The following is an 18,473-nucleotide window of genomic DNA, read 5'->3' as shown; positions in this document are numbered from 1 at the left end:
AAATAAATCTTAAACGAAAACGAAAATGAAACGATTATTTTATCTGCTTTTAATGGTCAGCCTTATGGCTTGTGAGAACGAAGACGAGGTGAAGGAGCCAACTTTACAAACAATTACCGTTACTCCTGTTGCATCAGGGAGTTCTGAAATATTTACTGATATTTCTTTTGGTACCAATAAAGTGGGCTATATCTGTGGTTCGATGGGAACCTTAATAAAGACAACCGATGGCGGAAAGAGCTGGACTAAAGTTCAATCGGATATAAAACCAAGTTTGAATTGCATTCAGGCGCTTGATGACAAGAATGTTTTTACTGCAAGAAATGAGCTTTATCATACGAAAGATGGTGGTACTACCTGGGAAACTGCCGGATTGGAGAATGTGGGCTCTGGTATTTTCGATTTGCATTTTACGAGTCCGTCTGTCGGGTTTATAGCGAAAAATGGCGTGATGAAATCAACCGATTCAGGAAAAACATGGACTCTGAAATTTGATGCCGGTGCCGATGAAGAGTATTATGCCTTAAATTACAATCGGTTGCAGTTTCTTGACGGGAATATAGGGTTTTGTGCCGGAGGGAAAACCTACGATGGAAGTACGGTTGGCAACATGGTAAAAACTACGAATGGTGGCGAAACCTGGACAAGTCTAAAAATGAAGATGAGCCAGATTACAGCTTTCCACTTTTTGGACGCCAATAATGGCTTTGTTTTTAATTTTAATCAGGAATTGTGGAAAACGACGGATGGCGGAACTTCCTGGATGAAAGTCAGTTCTTCAATACCTGAAAAATATCCGGATTGTTATTTTGTGAATGAGTCGAAAATAATACTTCGTACCTCTAACGCGATTTATCATTCAGTAGATGGAGGAATTACCTGGGTGAAAGACTATACTTTGACAGATACCACAGGCCAATTGACTAACATGAAATTTATTGATTCTCGCTCAGGATTTGTAATAGGCAACAACGGGTTCCTGGCTAAAATAACGCTCAACTAGAAACTACGAATAAAGGCTACCTGAAATGGTAGCCTTTATTTTCTCAAAGCCAATTGAACCGTCCGAAGACTTTTTAATTAAAGTCGGACGAACAATTCTTCTTTATTTCTTCTCACTTTTGCCGACGAACTGAGGTAATCTTTTTCGGCATCGCGGTATCCCAGAGCAAGTATAACTGTACTGCGCAATCCTTTTTCCTGAAGGCCAAGAACTGCATCCAATGCATCCGGGTCAAATCCTTCCATTGGTGTCGAATCAACTTGTTCTTCGGCGGCCACAGCCAAGCCGGTTCCAAGCGCAATATAAGCCTGACGAGAATTCCAATTCAACAACTGTTCAGGAGTTTTTCCTGAAATTGCACCGTTAATCATGTTACGCATTCCATCCAGCGATTCAACTGGAATGCCGCGAACTGTTGCAATATTATTCAGGTATTTCTCCACATTTTCGTCGCTATATTCTTTCCATGCAGCAAATACCAACACATGCGAACCTTCGGTTATTTGCGGCTGATTGTAAATTGCCGGAGCCATTTTTGCTTTCAACTCTTCATTTTCGACCACCAACACGGTGAACGGCTGTAACCCGATAGAGGTAGGTGCCAGCTGAATTGCTTTCAGGATTTTCTCCAATTTTTCTGCCGGAACTTTTTGTCCGTTCATTCTTTTAGCGGCATAACGCCACTCTAAATTGTTTAATGCGCTCATTTTCTTATTGTTTTAATGAATTTCCGATTTGTAATTTGGTATTTTGAAATACAATAGTTACTTTTAGTGCCTCAATAGTACAAAGTAACTTTTGATAAAACAAGAACGCATTATTTCATAACCAGGGAACATGGAAGTAACTGTTGCAGAAGATCAGTTGATTGACCTTCGTAAAAAATTGGAAATATTTTTTGATGGAAACGAAAAGCACCACGAATTTTGTCCGGTTCGCGATATTATGGATCGGTTTGGCGATAAATGGTCGTTACTGGCCATCCTTAATTTGGGCAATTCGGGTAAAATCAGGTTTAACGAATTAAAGGGTAAAATTGAAGGAATTTCTCAACGGATGCTTACCGTAACCCTTCGGTCGCTTGAGCGTGATGGTTTGATAACCAGGACGATTTATGCAGAAGTTCCTCCACGCGTTGAATATGAATTGACCCAACTTGGGAAAGGGTTGCTTCAGCAAATTATGGAACTTGCACAATGGGCTTCCAACAGTATGGACGAAATTATGAAAGCAAGAATGGATTACGACAGCAAACTTCAGTAGGTATATTTTTTACCTCAAGCTTAATTTTCCTTGTAGGTTGGAAACTTTTTTTGTTATCTTTGCGCACCCAAAATGGGAAAAACCATGCATTGGTCGGTTGGCCGAGTGGTTAGGCAGCGGTCTGCAAAACCGTGTACGGCGGTTCGAATCCGCCACTGACCTCAACCCATTAGAGACTCCTTGATTATCAAGGGGTCTTTTTTGCGTTTATGACAGGTTTTATGTCAGTTATGGCAAATTCAGTAATGTAACTATAAACGTGTATAAAATTAATTAATAGCATAAAAGAGTAACTATAAACGTATTATCTCGATTGGTTTAATTTTGTTCTGTTTCGTCATTTATTGATTCTTCTTCTTCTGGTTTAGATTGGTAGAATCTTAATGTTTTAGCGTGCATCTCTGATAAGTTAGCAACCATCTTCTCTAACTCAGTATTTCGTCTAACTAAATTTACCCCCGCACTGATAGTTTGGTCTAAATCCTTTTTTAACTTTACTACTTCTTCATTCAATTTAAATAATTCATCTTCAGTGGATTCAGATAAAAATATTTCACCTTTTCCTAGAAATAGGTATAGTGGATTTATATTCAGTTTTTCAATCAAATTCACAATGGCTTTTGACGAAAGTTGACTTATCCCATCAAGAGTAGTTTTTAATTGGGTCGTGGTTGTGTACCCAATGGTCTTTGCAATATTGGTTGGTTTTTCACCCTTTTTTACTAATGCGTTGTATATCTGATTAAAATTCTGAGTTAAATCAACTGTTATCATATAGGTAGTAATTTTCATCAAATATATAAAAAACTTCAATAAAAGTGTAAATAATTACTTTAAATTATATCTTGAGACCTATATTCAATTTTTATAAACTTAATTATAACTAATTTTGTGTAACAAAAATGAAAGGGAAACGTATAATTTCGTATGACAAATAAATTTTTGGTTGATTGATATTGACAGATAAATTTAGATTTTTCTCATTCGAATAAATTAATCAATGGCAGGCTAAACCCTGCCATTGGTCTTATTAGGAGGGGAAACAAGTTTTAATTAAAAATGATTTGGTGGTGAATAGTAATTAAAATTCACACCCAAATTTATTTAACGATGTGTAACAGTTAGTGCTAGATGAGTAAATCCAGTATTAACTATAATTTAACAAACAGCCTGAAGGCTACTAATAGTAAGTGATTCAGGGTGTTTTTGAGGGTGCAAGGTGTTGCACCCATAAAAATAAAATAAAGAGGTAAAAAAATTAAAATATGAGCAGTAAATCAGTTAAAGTAAAAAATGTAAACAAATTAATTTTCGTAGACAATTTAGAGGTTTCGTTTAAGGGAAATATACCACTATGGTCAACATCCACAACACCTGACCAGTTTGGTAACAAAAGGAAGCATTACTATAATCCGCAATGTTACATAGAATATCAATCATTTGGAAACAAACAGTTTCAAAATATTGCTGACCTATGGATTGCTGACCGTAAGATTGGTGAATTAAGATTCTCACCTAGGAAAGGTTTTATAGATGATGAAATAATTAGTTTCAAATTCGATAATGTTCAGTTGTACCAGCAGAATTTCTTTAAATACGTTGATTCAATAGTTGAAAATATGGGTTTAAGATTTAAACATATCAGTCATTTGGATATTGCTGTTGATTGTATTAATCATGAGATGATAAAATTCATTCATAAGTACCTAGAAAGAACCCGATTAAACTTGAAGTATTCGATTAGGCATAAAGGTAAGGTCAACCGTAGAAATATAACTTCGAAAGGAGATAATGAAATATATTGGGGTAATATAAATTCGGTCAAGTACATAAAAATTTATAATAAAACGATTGAAATTGACCAAAACCAAAACGCTAAAAGTTATATTCCTGTATGCTGGAAACAAAACGGAATGAATACTGAGAATGAACAAGTGGAACGATTTGAATTAACGTTGAGGCAAAAACATGCCAGTTTGTATGATTATACACAACTGGATGATTCAAATTACTTAGCTTCAATCATGGAAAGCAAATGTGAAAGTTTCTTTGATTTTGAACAAACCTATACTAATCACAAGAAGAAACATAAACGAAATGTGACTCCAATTAATTTCACTGGTTTTAATACTGTTCTCTTACCAAAGTTTAAATATGTACCACAAAACACACTCGAAACGGAAAAAAGAACCTTAAAAAACCTATATTTTCAGTACCTACAATCAAAACATATCGCCACACACCCAGATGTTGTTTCAGGTAATACTTTAGTTCCAGAAAAACTAAAAAACTACGCTGAAATCAAAGGTACTATTGATTTGATGCTGCATAAATATCCATCACTAAGTTTATATTATAACAACAAAAAAAATAGTTGGGATAAGGAATATAATAGAACTGATGAATTGGCAACAGGTACACTAACAATTAAAAACTATATCAACGCAATTGATTTAACATGGGAATTAATGACAAATAATGTGGATGATACAGTTTCTGAAGAAATCACCGATCCAGAAGAACAGAAATATGCAAGAAAATTTAATCGTCAGGAACACGATCTGTATAGATCAATAAAGAAAATACAGGTTAAAGATTTAGCTAGAGGATCGAAACTGGTTGAGAAAATCTCTAAGCCGATAACCCAAAAAGTTGACTTTGAAGGTAGAATAAATTATATGAACAGACACATTGTAAAGCCAAACTAATATTTATAAAGGCAAATTCTGATTTTATTTTACTTACAATTTTAAAAACCTGTTAACCCTTTAACAGGTTTTTTTGTGTTTAAATGTTGAGGTTTTAAGTGTACTATAACCCCTGTTTTATTGTACTACCTGCACCGTTGAGGCTACTAAAACCAGATATTAATTTATACCTGATTTTAGTCAAATGTCAGTAAAAACGCCAGTTGTATGATATTTTAATGGTTGGAATGTAGTAAATAATAGTGCCTACATTAATATCCGGCTGGGCCGGATATTAATACTGCACTAAATGCCACTCATTCCATTGAAAAACGTAAAAAAATAATTTAGTCAGCTATTTTATTTTAACTCATCTAAAGAACTTAACCCTAATTGTTTTAAACAATATTCAGTACCAATATGCTCAGGATATTCCAATGGTTCTAAAGTGAAATTTGTTTGATTTGCATATAGTAAAGTATTGAAATCATTATCCATCCAACAATTTTCAAAGTATTTGTAAACAGAACACTCAGTTACTTGTACCAATGTCATATACTTGTCAGCAACTTCAGCTGTTATAGCGACATTAAAAACTTCACCATTTGATCTAACGCTTGGATAAATAATGCCATCGATTCCTGCTTTTAAATATTCTTCACTCAAAATCGCTGAAATTAAATAATCGTAATCATTGGTTGTTTCTTCTTTTGCAAATTCGCTAGCAAAAAAATTGGTTATTTCAATTGTATCTTCTCTATTTTCGGTTAGCATTTTATTAAAAACATCTGACAAATATTTTATTGTTGGATTAACAGATTTAAAATTATCATGTTGAACTATTGCAACAAACCGTATTTCCTTTAAAAGTTTCCATCTTCCAAATGTTACCTTTCTATACCCTTTTGTTGTTTTATCTCTAAGCCACGGATGACATTCAATAAGTGGAATATCTCTTAAATCTGAATATCTTGCTGGTTGAGGGTTACTTAGAGTACCATAAAACATGGTGTTGTTTGGTGTGCTTGCTCTTTTATATTTGGTATTTAATTGGTTGGGAACATAGGTCAGTTGAGACTTTGAATAAAAACTTTCATTGTCATCGTGCAATCTGGCTCTTACAATCTCTGTTTCAACAGGAAGCGTTCCACTTATATACCCATTATCATTTAATGTCTTAATTTGGTCTAAAATCTCTACAATTGGGTATGCTGATTTTTTTATGCCTTTTAAATAATTTAATGTTCTGATCGTACTTTGATTCATCAGGGAAAATTGTTTTGAACGTTTGTAAACAATTGGGCTTTCATTGTATTATAGTAATTCTCTTTTAATCAAAAAACCTATGCGACCACCTCCGTATAAAAAAGGTACGTCTTTAGCATTTTTCAATGAGCTTCTACATTTTCACGTAGGTAAAATAATTTTAGAAAAGTTCCCCATAAACCCGCAAAGAAACCGAGACTTAATAATAAAGGAAACCAAAATGACCCTACAACTCCCTCGTTTGATAAGATATAGGTATATGTTGTCCAGCCAATGGTTAATATCGTCCATATTGTAGCATAAATTTTCATTGTTGTCTTTTTGTAGGCAGGTATTATCTGGTAAGCCACAAGCATTAATACAATAGCAGTACATGTCCATGAAATAACACCTGAAATAGCCTCTCCAAAAGCAGGAGAAAAGAATTTAAAAATTCCCCCATCAAATTTATTCAATAAGTACTTTATGATCTCAGAAGCAATTATGCTTAATGGAATAAATAATATCCATCGCCAAATGTTTTGTACGGATTGTTTCATGGAATTTATATTTATTATTCTGATTGATTAGCTTATTTCTATTCAAATATACATAATTCAATTAACTGAATCATCCGTTTTTTGGTGCTTTTTCTGGACTAGACGCCCTTTTCTAATCACAACCATAGTATTATCATAATAATCGCCTTTAAATTGATTGTAGAGCGTCTGCATGGCAACACCCAATTCATCACGTGTAAACTGATCATACATGGCAGATAAGCTACCATAGTAGAAATGTTCATCGGTTGCAAGTACATGCAGGTGTATTACCTGCCTAAAATTATCGGACTTCTCCATAGTGGTTGATTTGAAAACCTAAAATTAAACAATATTCACAAACCCACAATAAAATGGTAAGTATATTCAAAATAATTACTAAAATATTTGGTAGCTATATTGAATATACTTACCTTTACTTAACGATTTGAAACAAACACACCAATGAAAACACTGAACGCAACCTCAACAGCTACACTGAATAAAATAGTTTCCAAGATGGAAGATGGTTACATCAAAATTGACAACACCGATAGTTCATTTATGCCTGTGTCCGTTGAGGTAGTTTTCGAAAACGATAAATACATGGTCATATCGGTTGCTCATTATTACGACCAGAACGGTGATTTAATGGCTGACCCTGAAATGTGTTTCATTCAATTGAAAGGAATGGGTTTATTCATGCCTAGCTACTTCAAACAAGATGGTTTTTTAGGTCGTGAACAAGAATCGGTATTGTTTGAAGATGGTATCATTAAAGGTATCAGAACAAAAATGCAAGCAGACCATACATCATTCGCTAATATGTGGCTTAGGAATATTAAAAACCAACAAAACCTTTAATCATGCAACAAGTAGTATTATTCGGCAGGGTTTCCAGTACGAACGAACGCCAAAGTTTTGAGCGACAGATTAACGATTTAACCCAACTGGCAACAAAACTGAATTATAGGGTTGTTAGTGTTTTTGCTGAAAAAATATCAGGTGCAACAAAAAACGCTGCACGGAAAGAATTACTAAACATGATTGAGTTTGTAAACAGTAACCAGATTGATAAAGTACTGGTAACAGAATTGTCACGGCTAGGCCGTGACACGTTGCAGGTATTACAAACCATCGAAATCCTTAACCAGAACAAAATTTCGTTGTATATCCAAAATTACAACATCGAAACGTTAACACCAGAGAAACAAATCAACCCAATGAGCCAGTTCCTTATTACCATACTGGCAGAGGTGGCACGGATGGAACGTAAGACCATCGAAAACCGTTTAGCTAGTGGTTATATGAATTTCCGTAATGCTGGTGGTGGGGTTGGTCGCAAAGCTGGTTTCCGTAAAAGTAATGAGGCGATGAAAGATCAATACACGGAAGAAATCAAGATGTTGAAAAAGGGTTACAGTTTCACTCATATCAACCAGATAACCCAAACCAACAAAAACACGTTAACCAAACTAAAAAAGCTGTTCATCGATTGAACAGCTTTTGTTTTACATGTATAATTCTTCAATAATTGCTGTAAAAATTGTTTGTGGTAATTTCTTCATAGTTCAAACCGCCCACTAACAGGAATAACTGAACCATCTCCTGACCGTAATTTTATATTACTGAACTCAAATACGGTTTGTCCCTTAGCTTCACTAACTTTTAAATTTCCAGTAGGATAATAAGAATTAAAGTAATACTGATCATGTCCATTTTTTGACAGAATTATATTGATTCTTGCATAATCAATTAACTGACGATTATTTATGTCCACAAGAGGATAGTCATTATTTGAAGGATTATTATTATTATCTAAATACTAGTGATGCGTTAATTTTTAAAATACTTATATAAATAACTATATATTAAAACATTACAAGCGTTCTTTGATTTTTTGATTTGAATTGACTTATAGTTTTGCGCCTAAAAAGTGCAAGATTATGAATTCAGGAAAATATGTTTTTGCCCAGCTATTACAGTTTGTCAGTAAATACGAGTTTGAAAGGTGCGTCGAGCGTTACCAAGGAGATTACCATGTAAGGGAATTGAACTGTTGGAACCAGTTTGTTCAACTTTTCTTTGGTCAACTCACTTCCCGGAATTCATTAAGAGATATTTGTACTTGTTTGAAAGCCCATAAAAATAAACTTTATCATTTGGGCATAAAGCAAAATGTCAATCAGTCTAGCCTTTCACGTGCAAACGAGCGAAGAGACTGGAGGATCTTTGCTGATTTTGGTGAGTACCTGATAAAAATGGTCAGACCACTATATGCAAACAGTCCAATCCCAAATATTGATATTGACAATGACATATTTGCCCTTGATTCAACAACCATATCTTTGAGCATAAAGCTATTTAGTTGGGCAAAAGGCAAGTACTCACGGGGAGCAGTAAAGATTCATACACTACTCGATTTAAGAGGAAGCATTCCTGCATTTATATTTATCACAGATGGCAAATACCATGATAGCAACATACTGGATATCATGGGTCCCATCCCTGAAGCAATATATCTGATGGATAAAGCGTATGTTGATTTTGCCGCTTTATACAATATTCATAGAGCAGGTGCATTTTTTGTTACAAGAGCAAAAGTGACATTAGATTACTCGGTTATTGAATGCAATTACAATATTGACGAACGCTCAGGATTAAGAAGCGATAAGACTATAAACCTAAATGGATATAAGTCTAAAAAACTTTATCCAGAAATGCTTCGACTGGTTGAATATTACGATGACGAGAAAAATATATTGCTCGTTTTCCTAAGCAATAACTTCGAAGTATCGGCAATGGAAATTGCTTATCTGTACCGTAACCGTTGGCAAATAGAAGTGTTCTTTAAATGGATAAAACAAAATCTGACGATAAAGAAACTCTGGGGTAACTCAGAAAATGCGGTTGCCCTCCATATCTGGGTAGCTATCTGTACATACCTGATTGTCGCATACGTCAAATATTCACTCAAAAGTACACTGTCTATTTATGAGATAATGCAAATCTTAGGCATTTCAGTATTCGACAAGGCACCCGTAAAGGAGCTAATTACTGAATTAGAAGTCAATCAAAATTTCAAAGAACAATATGATTTATTTAATGATCAATTTTAACGCATCAGTAGTATTATCTAAAAGATTACTATCAGTAATTACTAAATGAATTTCAAGTCGATCTACAAGATAACCTGCAATTTCCTTCGAATATTGGGCATCGTAAATTCCAAGGTCATACGTGCCGTGATCGATAAAAAGATGTAAATCTAAATTTGATCCAAATAGCCTTTTATCGCCATTGATTTCTATAAAATTTCTACTATTAATCGTTTCCGAATCTTTCTTACAACTGATTGTAATAAGAAGGATAAGGACAAAAGAAAATATGATGTTCGATTTCATAAGTTTGGGCAATTGATTTTCTCGAAGGTTTAAATAGTATGGGTGTAAATTAATTGGCAATTTACTTAAATGCAATCTCAAAGGCATCAAATTTTATTCCATTTATAAACTTTTTAATTCTTTGAGTTAAATCAGGACGAAAACAGTTGTTAAAAACGTCCTAATAACAACCTCATAAAGATTAAAATAGGACAACGATTAAATCAGGACAAGAGCAACAAAGAGCAGGTATTATATTACGGCACGCAGTGCCGGAATATTATACCCCCTACCAGTACCTCTGACCACTATCCCCACCAGTATCCACAGGGGTATCTTGTTAATCCTGATTGTTACATAGCGAACTATGTATAGAGCCGCTGGTGGGGCATTCATATCTTCGACACAAAAAGAAAATCTGGTAAAGTTTACCTTTTGGTGAAAATTGGAGTCGTCAAAAAAAATATATAAAAAAAATCTGCTCCCCCAAAACTACCCTGTAAGACCTAATTGTTCCTGTATTCGAGTTGCAAAATCATCATCTTCAATGCGCAGGTAGTGCATTGTGTGCTTTATTTCTTTGTGACCTAACATTACCTGAATATCATTGATGTTAATCCTGTGTGTGAAGTAGTATATACTTGCAAACGTTTTACGTCCCATCTTAGAGGTTAGGTTAATATTAAGACCTGCTAATTCACTAATTATTTTCAGGTTTTTATCAAACTGGTTGAGCGATAAGTTCAGTGGAAAGTTTGAACCAGATTTAATATTATAGGCTTTTAGAAGTGTTTTACCTACAAAACAATCATTATCTATTATTGGGATACCTTTACAGTAAGTATTATTCTTCGCCCTTCGGTACTGAATATACTCACCGTTTCTTGTACTTTTTAATACCAATTGTATTTTTTTTACATCAGAAACATACATACCTGTTGAACACATGAATAAGAAACAATCCAGAGTTCTCTTCAGGTTAGATTCTTTAGTCGATCTCTGTTTTATTTGTAAATTGGCAGGAATGGTTTTGGATTTTTCATAAGCCTTTAATCGAAAGATACCCTTATTAAATTCATTGCGTAATGAATTTAGTTTAATCATATCCTCAACGGTTAATGCCCGATCATCATCATCTGTTTCCTGATTATCGTATTGTTCAGAAAAATTAGATTTCAGATATGATATGTCAATTGCCAATCGTTTTTCACTCATTAAGTAAGTTATGAACTCTTTGATGCGGAAGTGCATTTTTACACGATAATTGTGTGATAATGGATGGAGATAATTATAATAATCATTCAATACACTATCATTTAAGACTTCAGGTAATTCACTTAACTGCTTTGATGTAAGAAATTGTTTAAAGTTTTTAATTGATTTAATATAACTATTAATTGAAGAACTTGATAAATAACATCTCGTTCTCTTGTTGAATGTATTACGCTTCAGCGTGATAAACTCATCTGAATAGGTAAAAATTGAACCCTTTTGTTTCGCTCTTTCAACATAGTCATTAGCGTAAATCTGTGTAGCATCAAATGTCACTTCTTTACCCTCGAAATACCTCTCAATATCATTGCTAAAATCATTCAGGTAAATATCATACTCTGATGATAACCCTTTACCGATATGTTTTCTTACTCGACCTCTAAAATTGTTGTGTGTAATTTCAAACTTCACAAAACCATTTTCTTCTCTTTTTCTAATTTTAAATTTTACATTTACCATAAATTATAACTCCTAAGATATTATACGAGATAATAAGTTTTTAGTTACATCTTTATGACACATTATTTACATTAATCTTTACACATAACACCTTATAGATAAGTTATAAGTTAGTAAAAACGTATTTTAATTAAAATTAAATAGTTTTAGTTACTTTACGCCACTGACCTCAACCAAAAGATGAAAAGGTATTCAAGAAATTGAATACCTTTTTTGTTTGATTTTAATGCCTAAAACACACAACATACTATCTATGAATTCATTTCTGGTTCGATATTCAATTCTTTTTGTCCTTTTTGTCGGTCTTTGCAGTTGGGGTGAAAAAGCTCATCGCAAAATCAATTCATCGTGCGTCGAATTCTTTCCAAAGGAATTGAATCAACTGAAAGTTTGGGCTCCAATACTAGGCGATCATGGTTCTGATGCCGACTTCAGGAAGAAAGATGACAAAACTGAATTTGCGAAGCATTTTATTGATATCGACAATTACGACGATTTTAACCGCAAACATCGGATTGAAGAAGATTTTGAAACGGCATACCTAAAGTATGGGATTGAGAAGATCAAAAAGGAGGGAACTTTGCCTTGGGCCACGGATTCAACCTACAACGCATTGGTTCAGGATTTTAAGTCAGGGAATTGGGATCAGGCCGTTTTAACCGCAGCCGATTTGGGGCATTATGTTGGCGATGGTTTTATGCCGCTTCATATAACTGCCAACTATGATGGGCAATTGAGCGCACAAACCAGAATCCATCGCCGTTACGAAGAAACGATGATCGATAGGAATATTAATGAGATTCAGTTTAAGCCATTCACCTGTACCAAAATAAATGGAGTCAAGTCGTGCATTTTTAGTTATGTATATGCCAATCACTCCTCCGTAAGTTTATTGTTAAAGGCAGATAGTCATGCCTATACAGAGGCTGGAAATCAATACAACAGTCGTTATTATGAGCGTCTTTGGATGGAATCAGGTTTATTTACAATCCGGCTTTTGGAGGAATCATCGAAAACAATGGCAGGATTAATTTATACCGCCTGGCTCGAAGCGGGGAAGCCGAAAATCCCTGCAGATCTTGGAAATTAAAAGGGAATAACTATTCAATTCTTGGCCTTTTTGATCGCTTGATAATGACTACAGGTTTTTCCCGTCTCTCAACTTTTTTCTCCGGAAGTGGTTTTTGGGTCTCTGCAATCGGTCCACGCTCGTAAATGATCAGTCCGTTCAGGAAATTCCGGAGCAATTGATCGCCGCATTCCTTGTAGTTTGGGTGATCTTCAGCACGGAAAAGTGCACTAAGTTCACTCTTTGAAACCTCAAAGTCAACCAATTTTAAAATTTCGAGAATATCTTCGTCACGAAGTTTAAGGGCAACTCTTAGTTTTTTGAGAATATCGTTGTTTGTCATATCGGCAATGTTTGTAAAAAAAGATGACGTCAAAGAAACAAAAAACTTTTGATGTAAGGGTTTTGCTTTTTGTGAAGCCCTGGCAGTGATTACTTGGGATATTGCACCTCACCGATTTGCCGCCACGTAACCAGTTTGATGTTGTACTCGTTGAGTGCTTTTTTGAACTCGGGACTCAGTACAAAATCCAGGTCGTGTTGCCGCCATTCGGCTCCAAAATCGGGATGATTAACCATGATGGCGCGTGTTTCGTCGTTGTCGATAGCCAGATGAACAATGATTTCATTTAATCCGGGTTTCATGTTCTCAATGAATTTCAGGTAAGGTTCGCCCCACTGTTTCGCTGGACTTGCCTGATTAAGCATGAATAAATGATCCACTACTACATTGTCGCGGCTCAGCATTTCGAGCAATTGGGTTGATACTCCAGCTATCATATCAGCAGGAATCAAAACCGGCAGCCGATATTCGTGCCCCATTTTCAGTAAAATCTGGTAATATTCCGGAGAAGCAAGGATGGTTCCCATGTGGTTGTCCAAATGTGTTGGCTTGATTCCAAATGCCAGCGCCCGTTCAATTTGTGCCCTGATTTCTTTTTCCACTTCAGCGCCATTGGCATGTTTGGCAAATTCTTCAACCGACGGATAAAAATATCCTTTTTGATTCAACAGATTTGGAATGGCTGATGCCGGAGAAACTCCTCCAAAGAAATAGCTATCCCACTCCGAAGTTAAAGTCAGATGAATGCCAATATCGAATTGTGTGTTGTTTTTTGCAAATTCTGCAATGTCAGAGAACCACGGACAAGGAACCATAATGCTTCCGGAAGTGATTCCACCTTTCTGAAATGCCTGAATAACCGCATTGTTCGTTGCCTGCGACAATCCCATGTCGTCGGCATGAATGATGAGTAATTTTGCATTTCGGTCGAAACCCAGTTTTTCAGCCAGATTTTGATTATTCTGCGAGAATGCCGGGAAACAAAAGACGAAGAGCAGGGCAAGAGCAATAATGATTTTCATAGTTGGTACGTGTTTAAGTTTTGATAAGCAGCTTTTAAAAGTACCAATTATTTTTGAATTTGTTCTTTCAGAAGGGCAATTGATTCTTTCGTTAGTTTCATGAATCCAGGTACATAAACTTCAAAATACTTTTTTCAGAAGCTTGATTTTTTTGGTTATTTTGCAATCGTTTAAAACTGGTTTTGCTATGATCAAAAAATTGCTTTCCTATCTTCTGACTCCCATCTATTTGATCTGTTTTGGTCTTCTGCTTGTTATTTTCCATCCGATCCAGATGATCACCCGATGGATTTGGGGTTACCCGGTTCGTAAAAAGGCAGTTGATGTGCTGAATTACGGATTGCTCTATAGTCTAAGGATTTTGGGAACCAAAATTACCTTTAGCGGATTGGAAAAAATACCGCAGGGTCGCCCGTTGATTATTGTGGCAAATCATCAAACAACCCTCGATATTCCGGCAGTAATTGTTGGGTTCAGGAAAAACCATCCGAAATTTATTTCGAAAATCGAACTAGGTAAATGGATTCCCAGTATTTCGTATAATCTGCGCCATGGAGGTTCGGTGCTGATCGACCGTAAAAATCCGAGGCAAGCAGTTAAGGATATTTTAGAGCTTGGCAAACACATCGAAGCCAATAATTATGCCGCCTGTATTTTCCCCGAAGGAACTCGTGCCAAAGATGGGAAGCTCAAATCCTTTATGCCTGCTGGTATTGCGTCGCTATACAAAACAGCGCCTTCAGCACTCATTGTTCCGTTTGCCATTGATGGAAACTATGAGTTGATGAAACATGGTTATTTCCCGATGACCGTTGGTGTTCACCTGAAACTAACCGTTTTCGATCCGATTGAACCCAAGGGTATGGACATGACCGAACTGACTCTAAAAATTGAAAATATGATCCGGAAGGAATTGGGACAGGAAATTAGAACGGCATCGGTATAAATTCTTTTTTCTATTTTCCACTCATAAACTCGGTACCCACAAACTTTTTAATCCAGACCATCGAACCGTAATCTTTTTGCATGGCGGCAAGGAAAGCTTCAGCTTCGGCAGTCTGATTGGTTTCGTATAGATTCTTTAGGATAAAAGCGCGTAATAGCATTTGCTGCCAGTCGCATTTCGAAACAGGTTTAGCTTCAATCAATGCAAGCGCTTTGCGGTAGAACTTCAATGCTTCAAGTTTGTCGCCACCAAAAACTGCAGGGCGATATTGCAACGAGTTGCCTTTTTCGATGTAGCCCATTGGCTCCGTCGGATCAAGTTCAAGTGCTTTATCCATGTGATACATGCTTTTGGGCCCCAGGAACGGAGCTTTATAAAACGCGAGGGCAATCTTATACCCGTAAAAAGCGCCTGCCAGGCTATGGAGTTGTGCATTGCGGGGATATTTCTCCAAAAGGTTGTCCAAATAAACGTCCGCTTTATCTACATATGTTCGCGCCATTTCTTTGTCGTGTAGGCCAAATTCATAGCCAACTAGTCCGTACATCGCTTTTAAAATCTCGGTTTGCCAGACGATATCTGTCGATTTTTCTTTTTCCATTTCTTCAATCAGAGCTGGCCATGGGGTCATGTTTCCGGCACGGTAACTTTCAAAAAAAGCGCACTGGTAATAAGCCAGATCTTTCTTTTGAGCGGTAGCCGCCAATACAGGAATTATCAGTATGGCAAATAGTAGTGCATTAAATTTCATGTATTTATTTTTTAACATTCGATGTTGCGCGTTACGAGTTTCGTGTTTCGACAACTCGGAACCCGCATCCCGTAACATTTTCACTGAGACTGACCATTTGCATTTCGCGTTAAAGCTTTATTTTTCGTCCCTTCCATGTAGTCTCTTTTTTTATTCTCCTGAAAATATGGTGAAAAACGATGAACGTAAAACTAATCATCTGCAACGGATGCAGCAAAACCGACAAAAAAACATTTTGACGGCAGGCTAAGGATATAAAAAACCGATTGGCCAAAACAAGTATCACAAATAAACCCAAAAACCACCATCCAAACGAAAAAAATACGATGAATGGCCCAAAACAAACGATGAGCCAGAAGGCAAGCATGACTATTCTTCGGCCACCAAAATACTCGTGAATATTCCGGGAAAAACCGACAACCGCCTCGTCAAAACTTCGGTACATTCGGCAAAACACATCGTTATCTCCAAGTAATACAGCTATTTTAAATCCTTCTGATTTGATCATTCGTGCCAGTCGGATATCTTCCACATTCTGTTTCCTGACCTTGGAGTGCCATTGGTGAGTGCGATAATTTTCAGCATCAAACATCATCAGTTGCCCGTTGGCCGCCGAAAGTGACGGGAACTTGCTTTTCTGAACCAAAATCATTGGTAATAAGCTTTGCAGTATCCAGTTCATCACCGGAACAATGATGCGTTCGGCAAACGATTCCATTTTTTGTTGCGGGAAAACCGATAACAGTGCCAATCCGTTTTTCTGAAAAAGAGCAACTGCTTTGGTGATTGCATTCGTGCTCAATTCTACATCGGCATCCAAAAAAATCAGGTATTTTCCTGAAGCTTTTTTTGCCAGTTGGTAGCAGGCAAAATTTTTACCCAGCCAATCCTCCGGAAGTTTTTCGCCCAAAAACCAGTGAAAGCGCTCATCTTCGCCGGCAATCCAGTTCAGGATTTCTTCGGTATTGTCTGACGAATGATCATCGCAAATGATTACTTCAAAATCGGGATAATCTTGTTTTTCGAGGCTATCCAACAACCGTCCGAGTACCGCTTCTTCATTTCGCGCCGGAATCAGTACCGATACTTTTGGGAAGCTAATGGGCTTTTTATCTGGAAGATGCAATCGCGACATCAGGTTTGCCAGCGAAATAAGCGTCCGGAGAGCAAGAAAAACCAATGTAAAAATGGCCAATACTTCCATTATTCGGTTTGTTTGGTTACACAAGTTTGATAAAACGAATGATAAGCTTTTTCAATAGATTCAACAGTTCGATTCCCGGAATAGTTTTCCAGGTAAATCCGGATTTCAGGACGCGCAAATCCAAAGTAGTCTACCAAAAAGACAGCCAATACAATTTCAAAATGATCAGTTTCTCCAGCAATAATGCGGTTAATTCCTTTTTGAAACTGCATGATTTGCTGATGTTGAGTCAATAGTTCACCGGTTGGATAGATGACCACTAAATTCGTAGGGTTGCTTAAAATCCCGGAAGCATACTGTAGCGAATCCAAAAAATCCCGATTGTTTTTTTTGATTGAGAATACTCCGCATCGGTTCAGAAACATGTGTTTTCGTAGTTGTTCCTCGAGCATCATGACATGAAATTTTCGATTGAATATTTTCCGGCTCAGTTCGTATGACCAGTATCCGTCCCACCAGCTAAAATGGTTTTGAAATAAAAGCACCGACCTATTTTCAGGAAGATTTACATCGGTAACAACGCTCATCTTCCGAAACTGAAAGAAGCTTAACAGTCGAAAGTAATTTCTGAAAAACCAGATATATAAGTTATTGTGTCGTGCTTTAATCATCGGTTCAGGTTTTTAATCCGATACAATTTCCACCAGGGCGTGTGCGGCGATTCGTGGTGCTCATAATGATATCCAAAGAAATAGCACGAAAGCATGGCCCAACCGTGCGATCCATTTTGACTTCGGGCATTGTGTGGCATCATCGATTCGGTATGTGGCAGCTTGTGTGGCCTGTAAGTACCGAAGTAAAACAATTGAAAGGTTGCCAGAATCGAAGGCAGAACCCAGAACACGATGAGGTTTAGTTGATTAATCCAAATCTGCAAAACATTAAAAATGATGGCCAGGATGATGATTTGCCACCAGCTCACATAATTTTTCAGGAACGAAAACCACCAGCGCCAGAAATTTTGCGATCCGGTAGAATAGTCCGGATCGGCTTCTTCGCCCGGAAACCGATGATGCAAATGATGCTTCTCGTAAAGCCGGGAGTAGGAGAGTGCCGCAAACAACCATGTTGCAGATTGTCCAATGATCGAGTTCACTGTGCGGTTTGACGAAACCAGACCGTGCATCGCATCGTGAGCCGTGATGAAAAGTCCGGTATATAAATAGGTTTGAATGGCGATGTGAATCAGCATGATTGGCGCGAAAGATACTTCGACAAATACCAGCAGATAAGCCAAGTGTGCAGCCCAAAGCGAAAGGATGAGAAAGGCGATCAGTATTCCCATAA

20 protein-coding genes and 1 tRNA gene are annotated in these 18,473 nt (G+C 36.6%); 9 read left to right on the top strand and 12 right to left on the bottom strand.

What is annotated here, in order from left to right:
* Nucleotides 1–25 precede the first annotated feature (25 nt).
* On the top strand, nt 26–1,003 hold the full coding sequence (locus tag AQPE_RS07710; RefSeq protein WP_318350480.1) for a WD40/YVTN/BNR-like repeat-containing protein: 978 nt from the start codon (nt 26–28) through the stop codon (nt 1,001–1,003).
* Between the two features lie 77 nt (nt 1,004–1,080).
* Here the strand turns inward: AQPE_RS07710 and AQPE_RS07705 are convergent, their stop codons facing one another.
* Complete coding sequence (locus AQPE_RS07705; RefSeq protein ID WP_318350479.1) at nt 1,081–1,710, bottom strand: NAD(P)H-dependent oxidoreductase; 630 nt, start codon at nt 1,708–1,710, stop codon at nt 1,081–1,083.
* A gap of 130 nt (nt 1,711–1,840) precedes the next feature.
* On the opposite strand from AQPE_RS07705, the gene AQPE_RS07700 reads away from it, so the two are divergent.
* Both AQPE_RS07700 and AQPE_RS07695 read left to right on the top strand, forming a co-directional pair.
* Nucleotides 1,841–2,266 carry a winged helix-turn-helix transcriptional regulator gene (locus AQPE_RS07700; RefSeq protein ID WP_318350478.1) on the top strand — a complete coding sequence of 142 codons (426 nt, stop codon included), beginning with the start codon at nt 1,841–1,843 and terminating at the stop codon, nt 2,264–2,266.
* 91 nt (nt 2,267–2,357) lie between these two features.
* Nucleotides 2,358–2,428, top strand: a tRNA-Cys gene (locus AQPE_RS07695).
* Nucleotides 2,429–2,584: 156 nt separating this feature from the next.
* Here AQPE_RS07695 and AQPE_RS07690 read toward each other — a convergent pair.
* The gene (locus AQPE_RS07690; protein ID WP_318350477.1) at nt 2,585–3,040 is read right to left on the bottom strand and encodes a hypothetical protein; all 456 of its coding nucleotides are present in this window, start codon (nt 3,038–3,040) and stop codon (nt 2,585–2,587) included.
* Nucleotides 3,041–3,531: 491 nt separating this feature from the next.
* Between AQPE_RS07690 and AQPE_RS07685 the strand changes: the two genes are divergently transcribed.
* Nucleotides 3,532–4,974 (top strand): hypothetical protein, encoded by a 1,443-nt coding sequence (locus AQPE_RS07685; protein ID WP_318350476.1) that lies wholly within the window; start codon nt 3,532–3,534, stop codon nt 4,972–4,974.
* A 339-nt stretch (nt 4,975–5,313) separates the two neighbouring features.
* Here AQPE_RS07685 and AQPE_RS07680 read toward each other — a convergent pair whose 3' ends face one another.
* The 3 genes from AQPE_RS07680 to AQPE_RS07670 all read right to left on the bottom strand — a co-directional run bounded on the left by AQPE_RS07680 (nt 5,314) and on the right by AQPE_RS07670 (nt 7,058).
* Complete coding sequence (locus AQPE_RS07680; RefSeq protein WP_318350475.1) at nt 5,314–6,219, bottom strand: RES family NAD+ phosphorylase; 906 nt, start codon at nt 6,217–6,219, stop codon at nt 5,314–5,316.
* Nucleotides 6,220–6,341: 122 nt separating this feature from the next.
* Entirely contained in the window at nt 6,342–6,758 is a 417-nt protein-coding gene (locus AQPE_RS07675; protein ID WP_318350474.1) for a hypothetical protein, read from the bottom strand.
* Nucleotides 6,759–6,815: 57 nt separating this feature from the next.
* Nucleotides 6,816–7,058 (bottom strand): hypothetical protein, encoded by a 243-nt coding sequence (locus AQPE_RS07670; RefSeq protein WP_318350473.1) that lies wholly within the window; start codon nt 7,056–7,058, stop codon nt 6,816–6,818.
* A 144-nt stretch (nt 7,059–7,202) separates the two neighbouring features.
* Here AQPE_RS07670 and AQPE_RS07665 point away from each other — a divergent pair, with 144 nt between their 5' ends.
* The 3 genes from AQPE_RS07665 (at nt 7,203) to AQPE_RS07655 (ending at nt 9,856) form a co-directional block, all read left to right on the top strand.
* Nucleotides 7,203–7,601 (top strand): DUF6908 domain-containing protein, encoded by a 399-nt coding sequence (locus AQPE_RS07665; protein ID WP_318350472.1) that lies wholly within the window; start codon nt 7,203–7,205, stop codon nt 7,599–7,601.
* A gap of 2 nt (nt 7,602–7,603) precedes the next feature.
* Nucleotides 7,604–8,236, top strand: a complete 633-nt coding sequence (locus AQPE_RS07660) for a recombinase family protein (RefSeq protein ID WP_318350471.1) — start codon at nt 7,604–7,606, stop codon at nt 8,234–8,236.
* A gap of 447 nt (nt 8,237–8,683) precedes the next feature.
* Nucleotides 8,684–9,856, top strand: coding sequence for an IS4 family transposase (locus AQPE_RS07655; RefSeq protein ID WP_318346890.1), 1,173 nt, complete (start codon nt 8,684–8,686; stop codon nt 9,854–9,856).
* A 756-nt stretch (nt 9,857–10,612) separates the two neighbouring features.
* Here AQPE_RS07655 and AQPE_RS07650 read toward each other — a convergent pair.
* Nucleotides 10,613–11,851, bottom strand: coding sequence for a tyrosine-type recombinase/integrase (locus tag AQPE_RS07650; protein ID WP_318350470.1), 1,239 nt, complete (start codon nt 11,849–11,851; stop codon nt 10,613–10,615).
* Between the two features lie 253 nt (nt 11,852–12,104).
* Here AQPE_RS07650 and AQPE_RS07645 point away from each other — a divergent pair, with 253 nt between their 5' ends.
* On the top strand, nt 12,105–12,941 hold the full coding sequence (locus AQPE_RS07645) for a phospholipase C/P1 nuclease family protein (protein ID WP_318350469.1): 837 nt from the start codon (nt 12,105–12,107) through the stop codon (nt 12,939–12,941).
* A gap of 10 nt (nt 12,942–12,951) precedes the next feature.
* Here AQPE_RS07645 and AQPE_RS07640 read toward each other — a convergent pair whose 3' ends face one another.
* Together AQPE_RS07640 and AQPE_RS07635 are read right to left on the bottom strand one after the other, a co-directional pair.
* Nucleotides 12,952–13,263 (bottom strand): DUF1456 family protein, encoded by a 312-nt coding sequence (locus AQPE_RS07640; RefSeq protein WP_318350468.1) that lies wholly within the window; start codon nt 13,261–13,263, stop codon nt 12,952–12,954.
* 89 nt (nt 13,264–13,352) lie between these two features.
* Nucleotides 13,353–14,285: a polysaccharide deacetylase family protein gene (locus AQPE_RS07635; RefSeq protein ID WP_318350467.1), complete on the bottom strand. Its 933-nt coding sequence runs from the start codon at nt 14,283–14,285 to the stop codon at nt 13,353–13,355.
* 187 nt (nt 14,286–14,472) lie between these two features.
* Here AQPE_RS07635 and AQPE_RS07630 point away from each other — a divergent pair, with 187 nt between their 5' ends.
* A complete protein-coding gene (locus AQPE_RS07630; RefSeq protein ID WP_318350466.1) occupies nt 14,473–15,231 on the top strand; it encodes a lysophospholipid acyltransferase family protein in 759 nt (252 codons plus the stop codon).
* A gap of 10 nt (nt 15,232–15,241) precedes the next feature.
* Here AQPE_RS07630 and AQPE_RS07625 read toward each other — a convergent pair whose 3' ends face one another.
* From AQPE_RS07625 to AQPE_RS07610, 4 genes are all read right to left on the bottom strand, one after another.
* Complete coding sequence (locus AQPE_RS07625) at nt 15,242–15,982, bottom strand: hypothetical protein (protein WP_318350465.1); 741 nt, start codon at nt 15,980–15,982, stop codon at nt 15,242–15,244.
* Nucleotides 15,983–16,091: 109 nt separating this feature from the next.
* Nucleotides 16,092–17,186, bottom strand: coding sequence for a glycosyltransferase (locus AQPE_RS07620; protein ID WP_318350464.1), 1,095 nt, complete (start codon nt 17,184–17,186; stop codon nt 16,092–16,094).
* Nucleotides 17,186–17,797, bottom strand: coding sequence for a lysophospholipid acyltransferase family protein (locus AQPE_RS07615; protein ID WP_318350463.1), 612 nt, complete (start codon nt 17,795–17,797; stop codon nt 17,186–17,188). Before AQPE_RS07615 ends, AQPE_RS07620 begins: the two co-directional genes overlap by 1 nt.
* Entirely contained in the window at nt 17,794–18,471 is a 678-nt protein-coding gene (locus AQPE_RS07610; RefSeq protein WP_318350462.1) for a fatty acid desaturase, read from the bottom strand. The genes AQPE_RS07615 and AQPE_RS07610 overlap by 4 nt, the downstream gene beginning before the upstream one ends.
* Nucleotides 18,472–18,473: the final 2 nt, after the last annotated feature.

The sequence above is a fragment of the Aquipluma nitroreducens genome (assembly GCF_009689585.1).
Lineage (GTDB): Bacteria > Bacteroidota > Bacteroidia > Bacteroidales > Prolixibacteraceae > Aquipluma > Aquipluma nitroreducens.
This window is presented reverse-complemented; position numbering and strand designations above follow the sequence as displayed.